At 62.8% G+C, this 15,563-nt stretch carries 17 protein-coding genes and 1 tRNA gene; 6 read left to right on the forward strand and 12 right to left on the reverse strand.

Features of this window, described 5'->3' with window-relative positions; translation table 11 throughout:
• Nucleotides 1–6 precede the first annotated feature (6 nt).
• The 7 genes from proB to FIU81_RS07270 all read right to left on the reverse strand — a co-directional run bounded on the left by proB (nt 7) and on the right by FIU81_RS07270 (nt 5,364).
• Entirely contained in the window at nt 7–1,122 is a 1,116-nt protein-coding gene (gene proB / locus FIU81_RS07240) for a glutamate 5-kinase (RefSeq protein WP_124112890.1), read from the reverse strand.
• Nucleotides 1,110–2,141, reverse strand: a complete 1,032-nt coding sequence (obgE, locus tag FIU81_RS07245; protein WP_124112891.1) for a GTPase ObgE — start codon at nt 2,139–2,141, stop codon at nt 1,110–1,112. The genes proB and obgE overlap by 13 nt, the downstream gene beginning before the upstream one ends.
• Complete coding sequence (locus FIU81_RS07250; protein ID WP_124112892.1) at nt 2,138–2,683, reverse strand: GNAT family N-acetyltransferase; 546 nt, start codon at nt 2,681–2,683, stop codon at nt 2,138–2,140. Before FIU81_RS07250 ends, obgE begins: the two co-directional genes overlap by 4 nt.
• Complete coding sequence (locus tag FIU81_RS07255; RefSeq protein WP_124112893.1) at nt 2,680–3,273, reverse strand: LysE family translocator; 594 nt, start codon at nt 3,271–3,273, stop codon at nt 2,680–2,682. Before FIU81_RS07255 ends, FIU81_RS07250 begins: the two co-directional genes overlap by 4 nt.
• A gap of 74 nt (nt 3,274–3,347) precedes the next feature.
• On the reverse strand, nt 3,348–3,617 hold the full coding sequence (gene rpmA / locus FIU81_RS07260) for a 50S ribosomal protein L27 (protein WP_124112894.1): 270 nt from the start codon (nt 3,615–3,617) through the stop codon (nt 3,348–3,350).
• A gap of 6 nt (nt 3,618–3,623) precedes the next feature.
• On the reverse strand, nt 3,624–4,361 hold the full coding sequence (locus FIU81_RS07265; protein ID WP_124112895.1) for a 50S ribosomal protein L21: 738 nt from the start codon (nt 4,359–4,361) through the stop codon (nt 3,624–3,626).
• Between the two features lie 181 nt (nt 4,362–4,542).
• On the reverse strand, nt 4,543–5,364 hold the full coding sequence (locus FIU81_RS07270; RefSeq protein ID WP_124112896.1) for a hypothetical protein: 822 nt from the start codon (nt 5,362–5,364) through the stop codon (nt 4,543–4,545).
• A 106-nt stretch (nt 5,365–5,470) separates the two neighbouring features.
• Between FIU81_RS07270 and FIU81_RS07275 the strand changes: the two genes are divergently transcribed.
• The 3 genes from FIU81_RS07275 to FIU81_RS07285 all read left to right on the forward strand — a co-directional run bounded on the left by FIU81_RS07275 (nt 5,471) and on the right by FIU81_RS07285 (nt 6,503).
• Nucleotides 5,471–5,560 (forward strand) — tRNA-Ser (locus FIU81_RS07275).
• A gap of 163 nt (nt 5,561–5,723) precedes the next feature.
• Nucleotides 5,724–5,993, forward strand: a complete 270-nt coding sequence (locus tag FIU81_RS07280; protein WP_124112897.1) for a DUF6538 domain-containing protein — start codon at nt 5,724–5,726, stop codon at nt 5,991–5,993.
• 27 nt (nt 5,994–6,020) lie between these two features.
• On the forward strand, nt 6,021–6,503 hold the full coding sequence (locus FIU81_RS07285; RefSeq protein ID WP_124112898.1) for a hypothetical protein: 483 nt from the start codon (nt 6,021–6,023) through the stop codon (nt 6,501–6,503).
• Here FIU81_RS07285 and FIU81_RS07290 read toward each other — a convergent pair.
• A complete protein-coding gene (locus tag FIU81_RS07290) occupies nt 6,484–7,416 on the reverse strand; it encodes an IS5 family transposase (RefSeq protein WP_124109951.1) in 933 nt (310 codons plus the stop codon). The genes FIU81_RS07285 and FIU81_RS07290 overlap by 20 nt on opposite strands.
• Before the next feature lie 1,278 nt (nt 7,417–8,694).
• Nucleotides 8,695–9,452 (reverse strand): IS5 family transposase gene (locus tag FIU81_RS07295; protein WP_152460898.1). Its coding sequence is split into 2 segments (ribosomal slippage): nt 8,695–9,128 and nt 9,128–9,452, totalling 759 coding nucleotides; the frame shifts between segments, so codons are not numbered across the junction.
• 485 nt (nt 9,453–9,937) lie between these two features.
• Between FIU81_RS07295 and FIU81_RS07300 the strand changes: the two genes are divergently transcribed.
• Together FIU81_RS07300 and preA are read left to right on the forward strand one after the other, a co-directional pair.
• Nucleotides 9,938–11,314, forward strand: a complete 1,377-nt coding sequence (locus FIU81_RS07300) for an NAD(P)-dependent oxidoreductase (protein ID WP_124112540.1) — start codon at nt 9,938–9,940, stop codon at nt 11,312–11,314.
• Between the two features lie 11 nt (nt 11,315–11,325).
• Nucleotides 11,326–12,630 (forward strand): NAD-dependent dihydropyrimidine dehydrogenase subunit PreA, encoded by a 1,305-nt coding sequence (gene preA / locus FIU81_RS07305; RefSeq protein WP_124112541.1) that lies wholly within the window; start codon nt 11,326–11,328, stop codon nt 12,628–12,630.
• On the opposite strand, the gene FIU81_RS07310 is transcribed toward preA, so the two are convergent.
• The gene (locus tag FIU81_RS07310) at nt 12,631–13,047 is read right to left on the reverse strand and encodes a PaaI family thioesterase (protein WP_124112542.1); all 417 of its coding nucleotides are present in this window, start codon (nt 13,045–13,047) and stop codon (nt 12,631–12,633) included.
• Nucleotides 13,048–13,097: 50 nt separating this feature from the next.
• Between FIU81_RS07310 and FIU81_RS07315 the strand changes: the two genes are divergently transcribed.
• Nucleotides 13,098–13,880, forward strand: a complete 783-nt coding sequence (locus tag FIU81_RS07315) for an enoyl-CoA hydratase (RefSeq protein ID WP_254696023.1) — start codon at nt 13,098–13,100, stop codon at nt 13,878–13,880.
• Here FIU81_RS07315 and FIU81_RS07320 read toward each other — a convergent pair.
• Entirely contained in the window at nt 13,877–14,524 is a 648-nt protein-coding gene (locus tag FIU81_RS07320) for an HAD-IA family hydrolase (RefSeq protein ID WP_124112544.1), read from the reverse strand. The two genes, FIU81_RS07315 and FIU81_RS07320, sit on opposite strands and share 4 nt — an antisense overlap.
• A 50-nt stretch (nt 14,525–14,574) precedes the next feature.
• Complete coding sequence (gene dusA / locus FIU81_RS07325) at nt 14,575–15,561, reverse strand: tRNA dihydrouridine(20/20a) synthase DusA (protein WP_124112545.1); 987 nt, start codon at nt 15,559–15,561, stop codon at nt 14,575–14,577.
• Nucleotides 15,562–15,563: the final 2 nt, after the last annotated feature.

The following is a 15,563-nucleotide window of genomic DNA, read 5'->3' on the forward strand; positions in this document are numbered from 1 at the left end:
GGTTGATTAAATGGCCATGTCGTCACGGTGGACGAGCGAAGAGCGACCCGGATAGCCGAGGATCGCTTCGATCTCGTCTGATCGGTGGCCAGCAATGGCGCGGGCGTGGGCGGCGCTGTAGCGCACCAATCCCATGCCAAGGGCGTGACCGTCGGCCTGTTGAATGGTCACGGGATCGCCACGCTCGAATGTGCCGGTTACCTGTGTGACGCCTGCGGGTAGCAGAGAGTTCCCGGCCTTCAGCGCAGAAACCGCGCCCTTGTCCAACGTCAGCGCGCCCTGCGGCTTCATCGCAAGAATCCAGGCCTTCCGCGCCAGAACCGGGTCGACGACCGGCAGGAACCACGATGCGCGTGCGCCTTTTTCAAGCGCGGTCAAAGGGTTGTCGACCATTCCTGACGTGATGCACAAAGCGCAGCCAGAGCTGGTCGCGGTGCGGGCAGCCACAAGCTTTGTCCGCATCCCGCCTTTCGACAGGCCCGATACAGGGTCGCCTGCCATATCCTCGATCTCTTGTGTGATCGTTTCAACTTCGGGCAAATGGCGCGCGCTGGGGTCGCTTTGCGGGTTCGACGTGTAAAGACCGTCCACATCCGAGAGCAGCACCAACTGATCTGCGCCCACTGTCACGGCGATCTGCGCGGCAAGCCGGTCATTATCGCCGAAGCGGATTTCGTCGGTGGCGACGGTGTCGTTCTCGTTCACGATGGGCACAGCGCCTAGCTTCAGCAGGGCCGTCAACGTGCCGCGCGCGTTCAGGTAGCGGCGGCGGTCGGCGGTATCGTCCAGCGTCAGCAGCACTTGTGCGGCGGTCAGGCCATGGGGGGCGAGTGCCACTTCATAGGCGCGGGCCAAGCTGATCTGACCGGCGGCCGCGGCGGCGCGGGATTGCTCCAAGGGCAGCGCACCGCGGCGGGCCAACCCAAGCAAGCCGCGCCCCAAGGCGACGGCGCCGGAAGAGACCAGCACGACTTCCGTGCCGTTCGCCCGTAGACGCGCCACATCGGCGCAGACGCTTTCCAGCCACTCATGCTGCATCGCACCGGTTTCGGCGTCTACCAGCAAGGCCGAGCCAATCTTTACGACCAGACGCTTGGCGTCGGTGATGTTTAGGGTTGCCATGTTCCGTCCTCTGGCGTTTCGCGGCGGCGCAGTTTGTCTTCCGATATCTGCGCGCGCAAGGCTCGCAACACATCCGTCACGCCTTCACGCGACACGCCGGACATCAGGTGGACGGGGCCCGCCACTTCTTCCAGCGTCTCGCGTATGAAGGCGCGCTCTTCATCGTCGAGCGCGTCGATCTTGTTCAGCGCCGTTACGCGCGGCTTATCGGCCAGTGCGCCGCCGTATTCTTCCAATTCGGTGATGACGGTGCGCCAATCGCCCGCCGGATCACCACTTGTTCCGTCCACCAAATGCAGCAACACGGCACATCGTTCCACGTGGCCAAGGAACCGGTCACCAATACCCTTGCCCTCATGCGCGCCAGCAATCAGGCCGGGGATGTCGGCGATCAGGAATTCGGTATCGTCCACGCCGACGACGCCCAAGTTGGGGTGCAACGTGGTGAAGGGATAGTCCGCGATCTTGGGCCGGGCGTTCGACGTTGCCGCAAGGAAAGTGGATTTGCCCGCGTTCGGCAGGCCCAGAAGGCCTGCGTCAGCGATCAGCTTGAGGCGCAGCCAGATGGTGCGTTCGATGCCTGGCAGACCGGGGTTCGCCTTGCGCGGCGCCCGGTTGATGGACGACTTGAAGCGCAGGTTGCCCCAGCCACCATTGCCGCCTTCGGCCAGAACGACGCGCTGACCGACCTCTGTCATGTCGGCGATCACAGTTTCTTTGTCTTCGTCCAGGATTTCGGTGCCAACGGGCACGCGCAGCACGATGTCGGCCCCACTGGCGCCCGTCTTTTGCGCCCCCATGCCGCCCTGCCCGCTTTTGGCGAAGAAGTGCTGCTGGTAGCGAAAGTCGATCAGGGTGTTCAGGCCGTCCACTGCCTCGACCACCACGTCGCCGCCCTTACCGCCGTCCCCACCGTCGGGGCCACCGAATTCGATATACTTCTCACGCCGGAACGACGCGGCACCGGATCCGCCGGAGCCGGATCGGATGTAGACTTTGGCGAGATCGAGAAACTTCATGCGCGTGCCCTATAGGGTTGTTCGGTGCGGCTCAACCGTCGCCAGTCGGCGCGGCTAAGGGTCAGGACGGCGGATTGGCAGTCTTGGTTGAGCGCGCGGTAATAGTCGGTGCGTTGGCCTACAACGCGGAATCCCAGTTTGGCCAACACCCGCGCAGAGCGTTCGTTCCCGACCATGTGGCGCGCGCCAAGGCTGCGGCGGGTGGGATCGGCGAAGGCGGCATCACGTGCGGCGCGACCCGCTTCGGTCAGGTAGCCGCGACCCCAGCGGTCGCGGGCGATCCAGTAGCCCAATTCGGGCCGGATAGAGACCACGCCGCATAAGCCTGCATCATCGCAGATTGCCCAAGTGACGCGCGGCTCGACCGCCTTCGACGATAGAAACGCGTCGGCGTCGGCGCGTGTGTAGGGAAACGGGACGACCGACAGCCAGCGCGCCACGTCAAGGTTGTTGGCACCATGCTCAATGGCCTCTGCATCGTCGGCGCGCAGGGGGCGCAGGACCAGTCGATCCGTGCGCAATGTGGCGATATCCCGGATCATCGCGGCACCAGCACCCAAGCGACGGAGGCGACGGTGAGGAGCGCCAGAGTCACCATCAGAACTCGCTCATATCGTGTACCCGCGACCGTGGCAGCGACGGCTTGGCCCGCGCCCGCCCAGATCGGGTGCAGCATGCACTGCATCGCGAAAAGGCAGGCCGCGATGGTGGCGGTCGCCTGCAGCGCCGGCGTGCCTGGATCTGTGAAGGCGGTGAAGCCGGTGGCGATCATCGCCCAGGCCTTGGGGTTCAGCGGATGCACGATCAGACCGGCGATGATGCCCGGCACGTCGCCGCCCTGCCCCGGTTGCAGCCGCATCCGCGCCACGCGCCACGCCAACCAGCAGATATAGGCGGCAGAGGCGAACTTCAGCACGGTGAACAGCAGCGGCACCGATTGCGCCAGCGACATCAGCCCAAATCCGATAGGCCAGATGATCAGTTGTTTGCCCAGCACCACTCCCGCCACGAAGGGCAGCGCGCGGCGCAGACCATGCGCGGCCCCCGTCGCCAGAAGCGCCATGTTCGCTGGACCGGGTGTGCCCACCTGGCTGGCCGCGAAGATAAGGAAGGAAGCGACGGCGACGCCCATGATGGCCCTTGCCCGAAAAACGAAAAAGGGGACCGGCCTGCGCCGATCCCCCATGATCTTGACGGAAGCGCGCTTTACTCGGCGGCTTCGGCCTTCGGCAGCACGGACACGAAGGTCCGGCCCTTGAGGCCCTTGTGGAACGTCACGTGACCGCCTTCGGTCGCGAAGATCGTGTGGTCGCGGCCAAGGCCTACGCCCTCACCCGGCCACCACTTGGTACCGCGCTGGCGGATGATGATGTTGCCGGGGATCACGGCCTCACCACCGAACTTCTTGACGCCAAGACGGCGTCCGGCGGAGTCGCGACCGTTGCGGCTGGAACCGCCTGCCTTTTTATGTGCCATTCGGTGTTACTCCTTCTCAGCGTTGAATTGCGTGGCCTGGGCGATCCAGTCGTCGCGCTGGATGCGGCCTTTGAACGAAAGCTGGTCATCCATGTAGGCAATCTCTTCGTCGCCCCAAGCCATAATCTGGTCAAAGTGATACACACCGATGGCGTGCAGCTTCTTCTCGATGACCGGACCAACACCGGAGATGCGGGTCAGATCGTCAGCCGCGCCATCGCGCGGCTCGGTCAGCAGGTTGCCCGGCTTGGACGTTGCACCACCGTCTGTGGCCTCCGTTTTCGCGGCGACCTTTTCTTCCGCACCGCCGGCAGCGACGCGCTTCTTCATCTCGGCCTGACCAGACCGGTTCTTGACGTAATCGCCCTTGTCCGCCTGAACGCCGGTCCAGCCAGCGATCCCGGCACCGACGGCTTCCTTGATGCCGGACTTGTCCGCGCCGGATTCTAGAATGTCGCCGATGCGTAAAAGCGTCAGCTGCTGGCGGTGGCCCTTCGTGCGTTTCGAGCCGTGCTTACGGCGGCGCTTGACGAAGTGGATAACCTTTTCGCCCTTGATCTGTTCGATCACTTCGGCCTGAACGCCCGCGCCTTCGACGAGGGGAGCACCGATCGTGGAACCGACCATAAGGACTTCGTTGAACTGGATTTTCTCACCGGCATCGGCGGCGAGCTTCTCGACGCGCAGCACATCGCCCGATTGGACGCGATACTGCTTGCCGCCGGTCTTGAGGACCGCAAACATGGGCTTCTTCCTTTTTATCCCGCGTCCTGTGGTCCCGTTTCCGGCGTTCGTCGGGGTCTGACCCCCACCTCGGACAGCGCGCCTTCGGATCAAGGCGTCATTGCATAAGCCCCGCAGCGGGATCGTCCCGCTCGGGTGGGCGCGATATGCGGTGTGGCGCGCGCTGTGTCAAGGGCGCAGGCTAGATATCCTCGCCGTCCATGAACCGTGCAGCAGCGCGGCCCAGATCGTATGAGATATCCGTGTAAAGCGCATCGAAGGCTGCGAAGATGGCGGCGTTCAGAGCCTGACCGCGCTCGGTCTCTCCTAGATCGACGTAGTCTTGAAGAACGTCATCATCCAGCGGTGCGTAAGCGAGGCCGAGGTATCCATACAGCCATTCCGTCGTCTCATCACGGATCTCGGGGGCCTGCGCGTAAACGTCAGAGATGATCTGAGCCTCGGTCAACTGCCCGCCCATGGCACCGCCGTCCGACAGGCCGGTCAGGAAGGCGAAGTTTGAGTTCATCGCACCGGAGACGTTCTGTTCGATCAGATCGTTCGCCTCGATGAAGCGGGTCAACTGGTCCAGGCGGTCCGGATCGACGTCTTCAATGGCGTCCCGCGCGGCGTCTTCCACGTCTTGATCGGTCATCGCGCGCCGGGCTTCGACTTCCAGCTCGACGATCTGGGCGCCGGGATCGGAGTTGAAATACTCGGTAAGGATGGCGGCGTCGTCCGCGTCGATCCGATCCTCGAAATCGGACCGCATCCGTTCGGTCATACGCCGGGTGTCATAGATCGCGGCAACGGCCTGCTCCCAGCCCGCGCCCCCCTGCCCGGCCAGCAGGTCTGCGTCGATGTCCGCGCCATACGCCACGCCTTCATCGCGCATGATCTCAAGGACCTCACCCAATCGCAGCACGTCGAACAGAGAAGACTGCTGCTGCGCCCAGGCAGGCACGGCAAGCGGAAGGGTCGCAAGGACAATAGCGGCTCGCAGCATGTAGACGGTTCCCGACATGGTTGGCTGCTTCGATATCTAGACGCTTTGCGCGGAATCGCAACGCAAGCACGCACCACCCCTTGCATCGCCCCACACACCCGTCTATCAGCCCGCCTGTCCCCGCGGAGAGGTGCCGGAGTGGTCGAACGGGGCGGTCTCGAAAACCGTTGAGCCTGCAAGGGTTCCCAGGGTTCGAATCCCTGTCTCTCCGCCATTATCTAGATTTTCGGGCTACTCAACCCACTGAAAAGTCACGTTAACTGCCACTTTCCGGATCGGCCTGCGGTAGCGCGTATACTTTCTGGGTTACATTCCGGGTTACAAATTGGGATACTTGATCCGCCGGGAACGCTCGGCGCGTTTGGAGCTATCCCGCCATGTCCATCATCAAGCGCGGTAAGCGCCTGTCCCTCTACCGACGCGTGCCGTCGCAGTATGCTGCCGTGGACAAACGCACATTCGTGAAAATGAGCCTGGGGACTGACAGCTACGAGCTTGCGGAAGCCAAGGCTCCGGCGATCTGGCAACAGCTTGTTGAGGGATGGGAAGCCAAGCTGGCCGGTGAGGACGCTGATGCGGAGCGGGCTTTTGAGGCCGCACAGAAGCTGGCGGTAGCGCGTGGCTTTCGATACCTGCATCGTGCCTAGGTCGCCGACCTACCGATCGAAGATCTGATGGCCCGTGTGGAAGCGGTGACCACCAACCGGCCCCGTGGTGGCCCTGTTGACCGCCTTGAGACGGCAGCGGTGCTGGGAGGCGTAGACGCGCCCAAGATCAGCCTGACTAAAGCGCTGGATGCCTATTGGACGCTAACCAAGGACAAGACACTGGGCAAGAGCGAAGACCAGCTTCGACGGTGGCGCAATCCTCGGGTGAAGGCGGTAAAAAATTTGGTGGGCGTCATCGGTGATAAATCGCTTGAAGAAGTGACTGGCGACGACATGCTAGAGTTTCGCGACTGGTGGATGGAGCGGATTGAGCGCGAGGGTCTGACGCCGAACTCGGGCAACAAATATCTGATCCACATTGGCGACGTAATGAAAACAGTGAATCGGATGAAGCGGCTCGGTCTGGTCCTGCCTCGGCTTTGTTGCGCAAAGGAGGTGAGGGGCGCACTTCCCCTTTCCCCAGACGCACTTATCCCACGGGCTCGGTGACAGGTATGCCGAGCGCGGTGTAGCCGTTCAGGACGGCAGCGCGGATCTGGAGCTCGGCGACTTGGCGATCGAAGTCGCGTGCCATGAGGCTCTGCCCCAGCAGCTTCACGCAATGCATCTTCGTCTCGGCGCGGCTTCGGCGGTGATAGCCGGTCCATTTTCGCCAGATGGCGCGGCCGAGGTATCTCGAGGCGCGCAGAGCCTCGTTCCGGGCGATGGCCCCCGCGGTCGACGGCTTCCACGGCTTGGCGTTCTTGCGTGGCGGTATGACAGCATCGGCGCCGCGGTCGGCGACGGCGTCGTGGCACCTGCGCGTGTCATAGGCTCCGTCTGCCGTGACTGAGCCGATCTCCACATCAGCGGGGATCTGGTCAAGAAGCTCAGGCAGCATGGGCGCGTCCCCGATGTGGCTACCGGTGATCTCGATGGCACGGATCTCCAGCGTCTGTTCATCGACACCGATGTGGATCTTGCGCCACAGACGGCGTTTCGCGCCGCCATGCTTGCGCGCATGCCACTCGCCTTCGCCCTCGGCCTTGATGCCGGTGCTGTCGATCAACAGGTTCAGCGGTCCCTGCGAGCCGCGGTAGGGGATGGTCACGGCCAAGGTCTTCTGGCGTCGGCTCAGCGTGCTGAAATCCGGCACCGTCCAGTCGAGGCCGAGCAAGCGGAGCAGGCTCTCAACGAACCCGGTCGTCTGCCGGAGGGCCATGCCGAAGAGCACCTTCATCGTCAGGCACGTCTGGATCGCGGCATCGCTATACTGCGGCTGCCTGCCTCGCTTTCCGGTTGGCGGTGGCACCCAGACCATGCCCGGGTCGAACCAGATCGTCAGGGAGCCGCGCTGCTTCAGCGCTTCGTTGTAGGCCGGCCAGTTCTTGGTCTTGTAGGTCGGCGGGATAGGTCTGCTCATCCAGGCCAGCTACCACACTGGATTCACGAGATGAATCCCTCGCTCGACCTTTGCGCAACAAAGCCGCATTAGCCTACAAAGTGTTCATTGAACTGCCTTGCCATCCTCGCCATCACCGGCGCCTCATCGTAGACGGTGACACCGTGCGCCTTGACGGGCCTAACGTACTTCTGACGCGTAAGGGAGACGCGCCATTCGACGCTTCAGAAACACGGCGACCGCAGTGCCGGTCCGAGGCCGAGCTTGGCGCTAAGGCCATTGCCACCGCAAGGGCCATGATGCCCGGTCAACTCTGTATTATCGGGGGGCTACGGGCGAATATTGGGCGTGCTCCATGGGAACGATGGTCGCGAGGTAGGACAAGGCCTCATGGACCGTGGAATGGCCGTCGCGAGCATGAACGCCGACTGGTGCCGGTGAAAGAGCGCCGATGCCCATAGCGCGATCAGCTGGTCGAAGTGATCTGGCTCTTCGGGCCGGATCGAGACATTCGCGGGATCCACGAGCGGAAACCACTCGGACAGATAGCGGTATAGCCGCACTACCGCCTGATGGGTAGCCATGTCGGTGGGCATTGCGCACAGTAGCAGCTTCTTGACCTAGCGTAGCGAACGCTAAGCGCGTTCGCTAACCACTCGCAGTTCGTCAGCGAATACGTTCATGTAAACCGCACGCTCTGAATCTAGCGCGCGGAGCCGACCCTGACGAGCTCGCTGTATCAGCTCTGAGCTACCACAATATGAGCTGAGGGCTCCCTCGCATTGCACCCCGCCGTCCGTGTCGGAGCGGGAAAAGAACTGAACAACGTTCATAAGATCGCTCCCAACCCGAAAAAGCCTGCGCAGCCGACAACGGGGAGCCACAGTACAAGTTCAATTGTCGTTTGGCCCCATTCTGACTTCAAGAAACAACGCACACCCAAGGGTAGATCATCCATCAAATTTTTCATTTTTGCTCTCTCCTTATGCGGTATCTACCCTGACCTTTGGTACAGGCCGGGATGTTACTGTGGCGGAGCCGAGGTAAGAGTGTGTCGAACCGAGGCCATTAAGTGGCAAGTAAATGAAGTTTACGAAACAATAAGATTTGAACCAGCATTCCTGACGGCTCCGTGAGCTGCTGCCGGTTTCATGGACACGGAAATAAGATCGTGACCATGTAACTGGAGATTGGATATGACGAGACGGAAGTTCAGCCGCGAGTTCAAGATCGAGGCGATGCCGATGGTGACTGACCTCCTCCCCTGAAAAGCCCGCGATTTGGGGTTAGGCTCTGGACTCATAGCCAAAAGATGACGGCAGCGGCGAGGGCGATGGCTGAGAGGAAGACCGTGGGGCTTCTGTCGTAACGCGTGGCCACGCGTCTCCAGTCTTTCAGGCGACCGAACATGATCTCAATCCGGTTGCGCTTTCGGTAGCGGCGTTTGTCGTATTTGACCGGGGTGTCGCGTGACTTCCGGCCAGGGATGCAGGGCTTTATCTTCTTGTTGATAAGGTCTTCGCGGAACCAGTCCGCGTCGTATCCTCGGTCCCCCAAGAGCCAGTCGGCGTCCGGAAGACTGCTCAATAGAGCTCTGGCTCCAGTGTAATCGCTGGCCTGTCCCGCCGTCATGAAGAACCGGATAGGCCGCCCACACGCGTCCGTCACGGCGTGCAGCTTGGTGTTCATGCCGCCCTTCGTGCGTCCGATCAGGCGTCCACGCCCCCCTTTTTCGACCATAGACTCGAGGCCGTGCGATGCGCTTTCAGATACGTGGCGTCGATGGAGATCGTCTTGTTGTCGGGCGCCTCCGCCGCCAAGCCAGCCATGATCCGCGCGAACACGCCCATATCGCTCCACCGCTTCCAGCGGTTGTAGAGCGTCTTGTGGGGGCCATATTCACGCGGCGCATCTCGCCATCGCAAGCCATTGCGATTGATGAAGATAATGCCGCTCAGGACCCGTCGATCATCGACGCGGGGCACGCCATGGCTCTTGGGAAAGTAAGGCCGCAGCCGCTCCATCTGAGCCTCGCTCAGCCAGTATAGATCACTCATCACGCCCCCTTTGGTTCAGAGGCGATGAATCACGCGGGCCGCAGAGCCTCAAGCAGATCAATGGGTCCTGACCCTAACCTCAGCTTCGTCCGCCGAGAAGACGTTGCTCAGCCTAACGATAGAGGTCCGCTTCAAACATGGCGGTGCTCAGTTCCCTGCACGCTAGTTTTCTAAGATCTTCAGCAGGGATTTGGTGCGGTTCTCACAGAGCATCACCGAGGCATCCTAAACAACCGTTTCCGCGGATTACGCGCTCAACAGGCAACCCTCTTGCTGCTTCGATTTGGGTTACATTCTGGGTTACAATTTGGGATACGCAGAAAATTAAATTGCATATAAAACAGATACTTGAGAAGATTATTAAGGCGCTTTGTCGGACTGTCTCTCCGCCATTATTACCAATGCAGTTTTTACAGCGCTGATTATTTGGCGTTTACAAACGCGGCCCGCGTGGCAGTCTGATCCGGACCCTTGGGAACCCGATCATGGCTGACATCTACACACCCGGCATCGCAGCGCATCGCCTAAGCGCAGATCAGATCGCAGAGAACTTCTCGGACCTGCATAAGCCGCTCGACCGGCACGAGGCTGCCGTTGCCGCGGACCGCTGTTACTTCTGCTACGATGCGCCTTGCGTGACCGCTTGCCCCACTGGCATCGACATTCCGCTGTTCATCCGCCAGATCGCCGCCGATCAGCCAGAGTCTGCGGGGCGCACGATCCTTGACCAGAATATCCTGGGCGGGATGTGCGCACGCGTCTGCCCGACCGAGGATCTGTGCGAAGGTGCCTGTGTGCGTGAGTTGGCGGAGGGCGAGCCGGTACAGATCGGACGCCTGCAACGCCACGCAACGGATGCCGTCATGGCGCGCCAATCGCATCCCTACGCGCGGGCCGCGTCCACCGGGAAGCGGATTGCTGTCGTTGGTGCCGGTCCGGCGGGTCTATCCTGTGCGCACCGGCTGGCGATGCGCGGGCATGATGTTGTGCTCTACGATGCCAAGGAGAAGCCCGGCGGGCTGAACGAATTCGGGATCGCGGCGTACAAGTCCGAAGGCGACTTTGCGCAGTCCGAGGTGGCGTGGCTGATGCAGATCGGCGGGATCGACTTGCAGGGTGGCAAGGCGCTTGGGGTCGATCTATCGCTGGAGGCTCTGACATCCGAGTTCGACGCCGTGTTCCTGGGCGTCGGCCTTGCTGGCGTGAACGCGTTGCGGGCCGAGGGCGAGACGCGCGACGGCGTGCAGGACGCGGTGGGCTTCATCGCGGCGCTGCGTCAGGCCGAGGATAAGCGCACCCTGCCTGTTGGCCGCAATGTCGTGGTCATCGGTGGCGGTATGACGGCGATCGACGCTGCCGTGCAGTCCAAGCTGCTGGGGGCGGAAACCGTGACGCTTGCCTATCGCCGTGGGCAGGACCGCATGGGGGCTTCCCGCTACGAGCAGGATCTGGCGACCTCGAAAGGTGTGCGGATTATCTGCAACGCAATGCCGTTGGCCGTGCATGGCAACGGCGCCGCGCAAGAGGTCGAGCTGGAGTACACGGCAGATGACGGCACGGGGCTGAAAGGCACCGGCGAGCGCATGCGCCTGCCCGCCGATCAGGTTCTCAAGGCCATCGGGCAGACCTTCACACTGGATGCCGGACTGGCGCTGGAGAACGGCAAGATCGCGGTGAACGCCAATGGCCGCACCTCTGTCGATGGCGTTTGGGCGGGTGGCGACTGCGTTGCCACGGGCGACGACCTGACCGTCTGGGGCGTCGCGCAGGGCCGCGACGCTGCCGAAGACATCCACGCACAACTCATGGGCCAGATCCCCGCCGACACCGGCGCTGTGATCGGCGAAGCAGCCAGAGGCTGAGGAGACCACCAATGGCCGATCTGACCACCGACTTTTGCGGCATCATCAGTCCCAACCCGTTCTGGTTGGCCTCTGCCCCGCCAACCGACAAGGAATACAACGTTCGCCGCGCGTTCGAGGCCGGCTGGGGCGGCGCGGTCTGGAAGACGCTCGCGTCAGAGGGTGAAGAGGTCGTGAACGTCAACGGACCGCGATACGGGGCCGTTTACGGCGCGGACCGGAGGTTGCTGGGGCTAAATAATATCGAGTTGATCACGGACCGGCCCCTTTCCACGAATCTTGAGGAAATGGCCCGCGTCAAAGCCGACTACCCGGACCGCGCATTGATTGCGTCGATCATGGTTCCGTGCGAGGAAGCGGCGTGGAAGGCGATCCTGCCGCGCGTGGCCGAAACGGGTTGCGACGGGATCGAGCTGAACTTCGGCTGCCCGCACGGCATGTCCGAACGCGGCATGGGAAGCGCGGTCGGTCAGGTGCCCGAATACATCGAAATGGTCACCCGCTGGTGCAAGCAATACTATGACCGCCCCGTCATCGTGAAGCTGACGCCCAACATCACCGACATCCGCAAGCCTGCCTTGGCCGCGAAGAACGGTGGCGCGGATGCCGTGTCGCTGATCAACACGATCAACTCGATCACCTCGGTCGATCTGGACAACATGGCGCCCGAACCGACCATCGATGGCAAGGGCAGCCACGGTGGCTATTGCGGCCCGGCAGTGAAGCCTATCGCGCTGTCCATGGTGTCAGAGATTGCCCGCCACGAAGAGACGCGCGACCTGCCCATCAGCGGCATCGGCGGCATCACCACCTGGCGTGACGCGGCGGAGTTTTTGGCGCTTGGCGCAGGCAATGTGCAGGTCTGCACGGCGGCGATGACCTATGGCTTCCGCGTGGTTCAGGAAATGACGGCGGGGCTGTCGGCGTGGATGGATGAAAAGGGGTATATCTCCGTCGCCGAAGTGTCGGGCCGCGCGGTACCGAACGTGACGGACTGGCAATACCTGAACCTGAACTACGTGACCAAGGCGCGCATCAATCAGGACGCCTGCATCAAGTGCGGGCGCTGCTATGCGGCCTGCGAAGATACCTCTCATCAGGCGATCTCCATGTCCGCCGATCGCACGTTCGAAGTGATCGACGCCGAATGCGTGGCCTGCAACCTGTGCGTTGACGTGTGCCCCGTTCAGGACTGCATCACGATGGAGCGCCTGTCGGAAGGCACCGTCGATCCGCGCACCGGCAAGACGGTCAGCGATGACTATGCGAACTGGACGACGCACCCTCAAAATCCGGGTGCCGTCGCGGCGGAGTAGTCAGCCGTTCGGCGGGATCGAGTAGGTCAGCGACGCGCGGGCGACGGGCTTCTCGTCGCCCTCTGACCGGATCAGCACATCGCCCACCGCCAGCACGCGGCCCAGCTTCAGCAGGCGCGTGTCGGCAATCAGATCGGTCGCCGCCTTGGGCTTGCGCATGAAATCGACCGAGCAATTCGTCGTCACCGCCAGCGCCACGGGGCCAAGGCGCGACAGAATCATCAGGTAAAGCCCCACATCCGCCAGCGCGAAGATCGACGGTCCCGATACGGTGCCGCCCGGTCGCAGATGCTTGTCGGTCACCCGAAGGCGCACCCGCATGGTGTCTTGGGTCATGTCCTCTATCGCGAAATCGTCTGCCACTTGGGGAAACGCGTCCTTGAGGAAGGCGTGCAGGTCGGAGATTGTCATGCTCATACGGGATTTATGGCGGGCCGGTCCGGCCCCGTCCAGTGCAGGAGAGAATGATGCTGAAACGCGAGCGACACGGGGCGATCCTGCGGCTGGTGATGGACGCGCCAGAACGGCTGAACGCGCTGTCTGATGCCATGCTGGCAGAGCTAAGCGCAGCTTTCGCCGATCTGGAAACGGACCAAGAGACTCGCGTAGTGATCCTCTCGGGCGCTGGCCGGGCATTTTGCGCGGGGCACGACCTGAAAGAAATGCAGGCCCACCGTGCGGATGACGATGGCGGGGCCGCCGCGTGGCACGACCTGTTCACCCGCTGCGGCGCGGTCATGCAGGCGATCCCCCGCCTGCCACAGCCCGTCATCGCCGAGGTCCAAGGCGTCGCCGCGGCGGCGGGCTGCCAGCTGGTCGCGTCTTGCGACATGGCCGTCGCAGCCGAGGGCACGAAGTTCGGCGTGAACGGCGTGAACATCGGCCTGTTCTGCTCGACCCCCATGGTCGCCCTGTCCCGCGTCATGCCCCGCAAGGCAGTGTTCGAAATGCTGACCACCGGACGCCTGATAGAGGCGGAAGAAGCACAAGCCCTAGGCCTCATCAATCGGATCGCCCCTGCCGAGTCGTTGGCCAACGAGACGATGGCCCTGGCGGAAACCATCGCCAGCAAGCTGGGCAGCGCGGTGCGCGTGGGTAAGCGCGCGTTCTACGAGCAGGCCGAAATGGGGCTGGCCGACGCCTATGATCACACGGGCCGAGTCATGGTGCAGAACATGCTGGACGCCGATACGGGTGAAGGCATCGACGCCTTTCTGGGCAAGCGCGCGCCGGAGTGGTCGCAGGACTAGTCCAGCAACGCCTCGACCACCTTCACCAGATCGTCGGACTGCACCTCGACTGGCTGCATCGCGCTGCCGTAGGGCTTGCCGCGATCGACGTAGGCGGCACGGCACCCTGCGGATAGCGCGCCCTGACAGTCCCACGCGTGGCAGGCGATCAGGGCCATATCGCCAGGTGCGACCCCAGCGGTTTCGGCAGCGTAGTGGTAAACCTTCGCCTGAGGTTTCCAGACCTTCACCGCGTCGATGCTGATCGTGTGCGCCACCAGGTCGGTCAGGTCATTGCGCTGCAGCAGCGTGTCGGTGACATCGGGGTTGCCATTGGTCAGGCAGATCACGGGAATGCCCGCGTCGTTCATACGCTCAAATGCGGGGCGCACGTCGGGCAACGCATCGAGCTGCGAAAAGCCTTCGAACAGATGCGCCTGCCCGTCTTCGTCCACGCCCATCTGGCCCAGAACCGATGATGCGACCTGTTTGAACGGCGCGTAGATCCCGCAAGTGTCGAGCGCGAAAGCGTCGCGCAGAAGCGCGGCGAAGAAGGCGTCCAGATCGCCTTCCTCCAACCCAACTTGCGCCAAGCGGGTGCGCAATGGGTCCAGCGGAAACAGGGTTTCGATCACGTCGAAAGCGATGGCTTTGGGGGCGGACATGGGCGGTCTCCTTTTGTGGGTGACCTAGCCGGGCCGCGCAGTGTCTCCAGTCAGGCGGCGCGGTCGGAAACGGCGCCGAGTGCCGCGTGGATCAGCTCGGCCCCTGCCCCCGGCTTGTTCGCACCTTCGGACAGCAACCGCCGCCACTCGCGCGCGCCGGGCTGGCCGTGGAACAGGCCCAGCATGTGCCGCGTGATTTGATGCAAGCGGCCCCCGGCAGCAATGTGGGCTTCCATGTAAGGCAACATCTCCAGTACGATATCCGCGCGGCTCCGATCCGTTGGCGCATCACCGAACAGCTGCGCATCGGCGTCCATCAGGATATCGGCGGGCCGGTGATAGGCTGCGCGGCCCACCATCACGCCATCCATGACACGCAAGTGATCCGCCGCCTGATCCAGCGTCTCGACCCCGCCGTTGATCGACAGATGCAACTTTGGGAATGCGGCCTTCATGCGGTGCACCAGGTCGTAGTCTAAAGGCGGCACGTCACGGTTTTCCTTGGGCGATAAGCCCTGCAACCACGCCTTGCGCGCGTGGATCTGAACGCGGCGCACACCGGCGGCGGCGATCTTCGACAGGAAGTCGGGCAGCACGGCCTCGGGCTCTTGCTCATCCACACCGATGCGGCACTTGACCGTCACCTCGCGCGGCTGCGCGTCGATCATCGCGACGCAACACTCGGCTACCAGATCAGGGGCGCGCATCAGAACCGCGCCGAACGTGCCAGACTGCACCCGGTCAGAGGGGCAACCACAGTTCAGGTTGATCTCTGCATAACCCGCATCCGCCCCCATTCGCGCGGCCTGCGCCAGCTCCGTTGGGTCCGAGCCACCCAATTGCAAGGCAACGGGATGCTCCATGTCAGAGTGCGCCAGAAGATGCGTGGCCCCACCCCGTACAAGCGCCGGCGCGGTGACCATTTCCGTATAAAGCAACGCGCGCTGCGACAGCATCCGGTGAAACACACGGCAGTGCCGGTCGGTCCAGTCCATCATGGGTGCAACGGACAGGCGGGAGTTTGGGGTCGGGTCCATGG

The sequence above is a fragment of the Palleronia sp. THAF1 genome (assembly GCF_009363795.1).
Taxonomy (GTDB): Bacteria; Pseudomonadota; Alphaproteobacteria; order Rhodobacterales; family Rhodobacteraceae; genus Palleronia.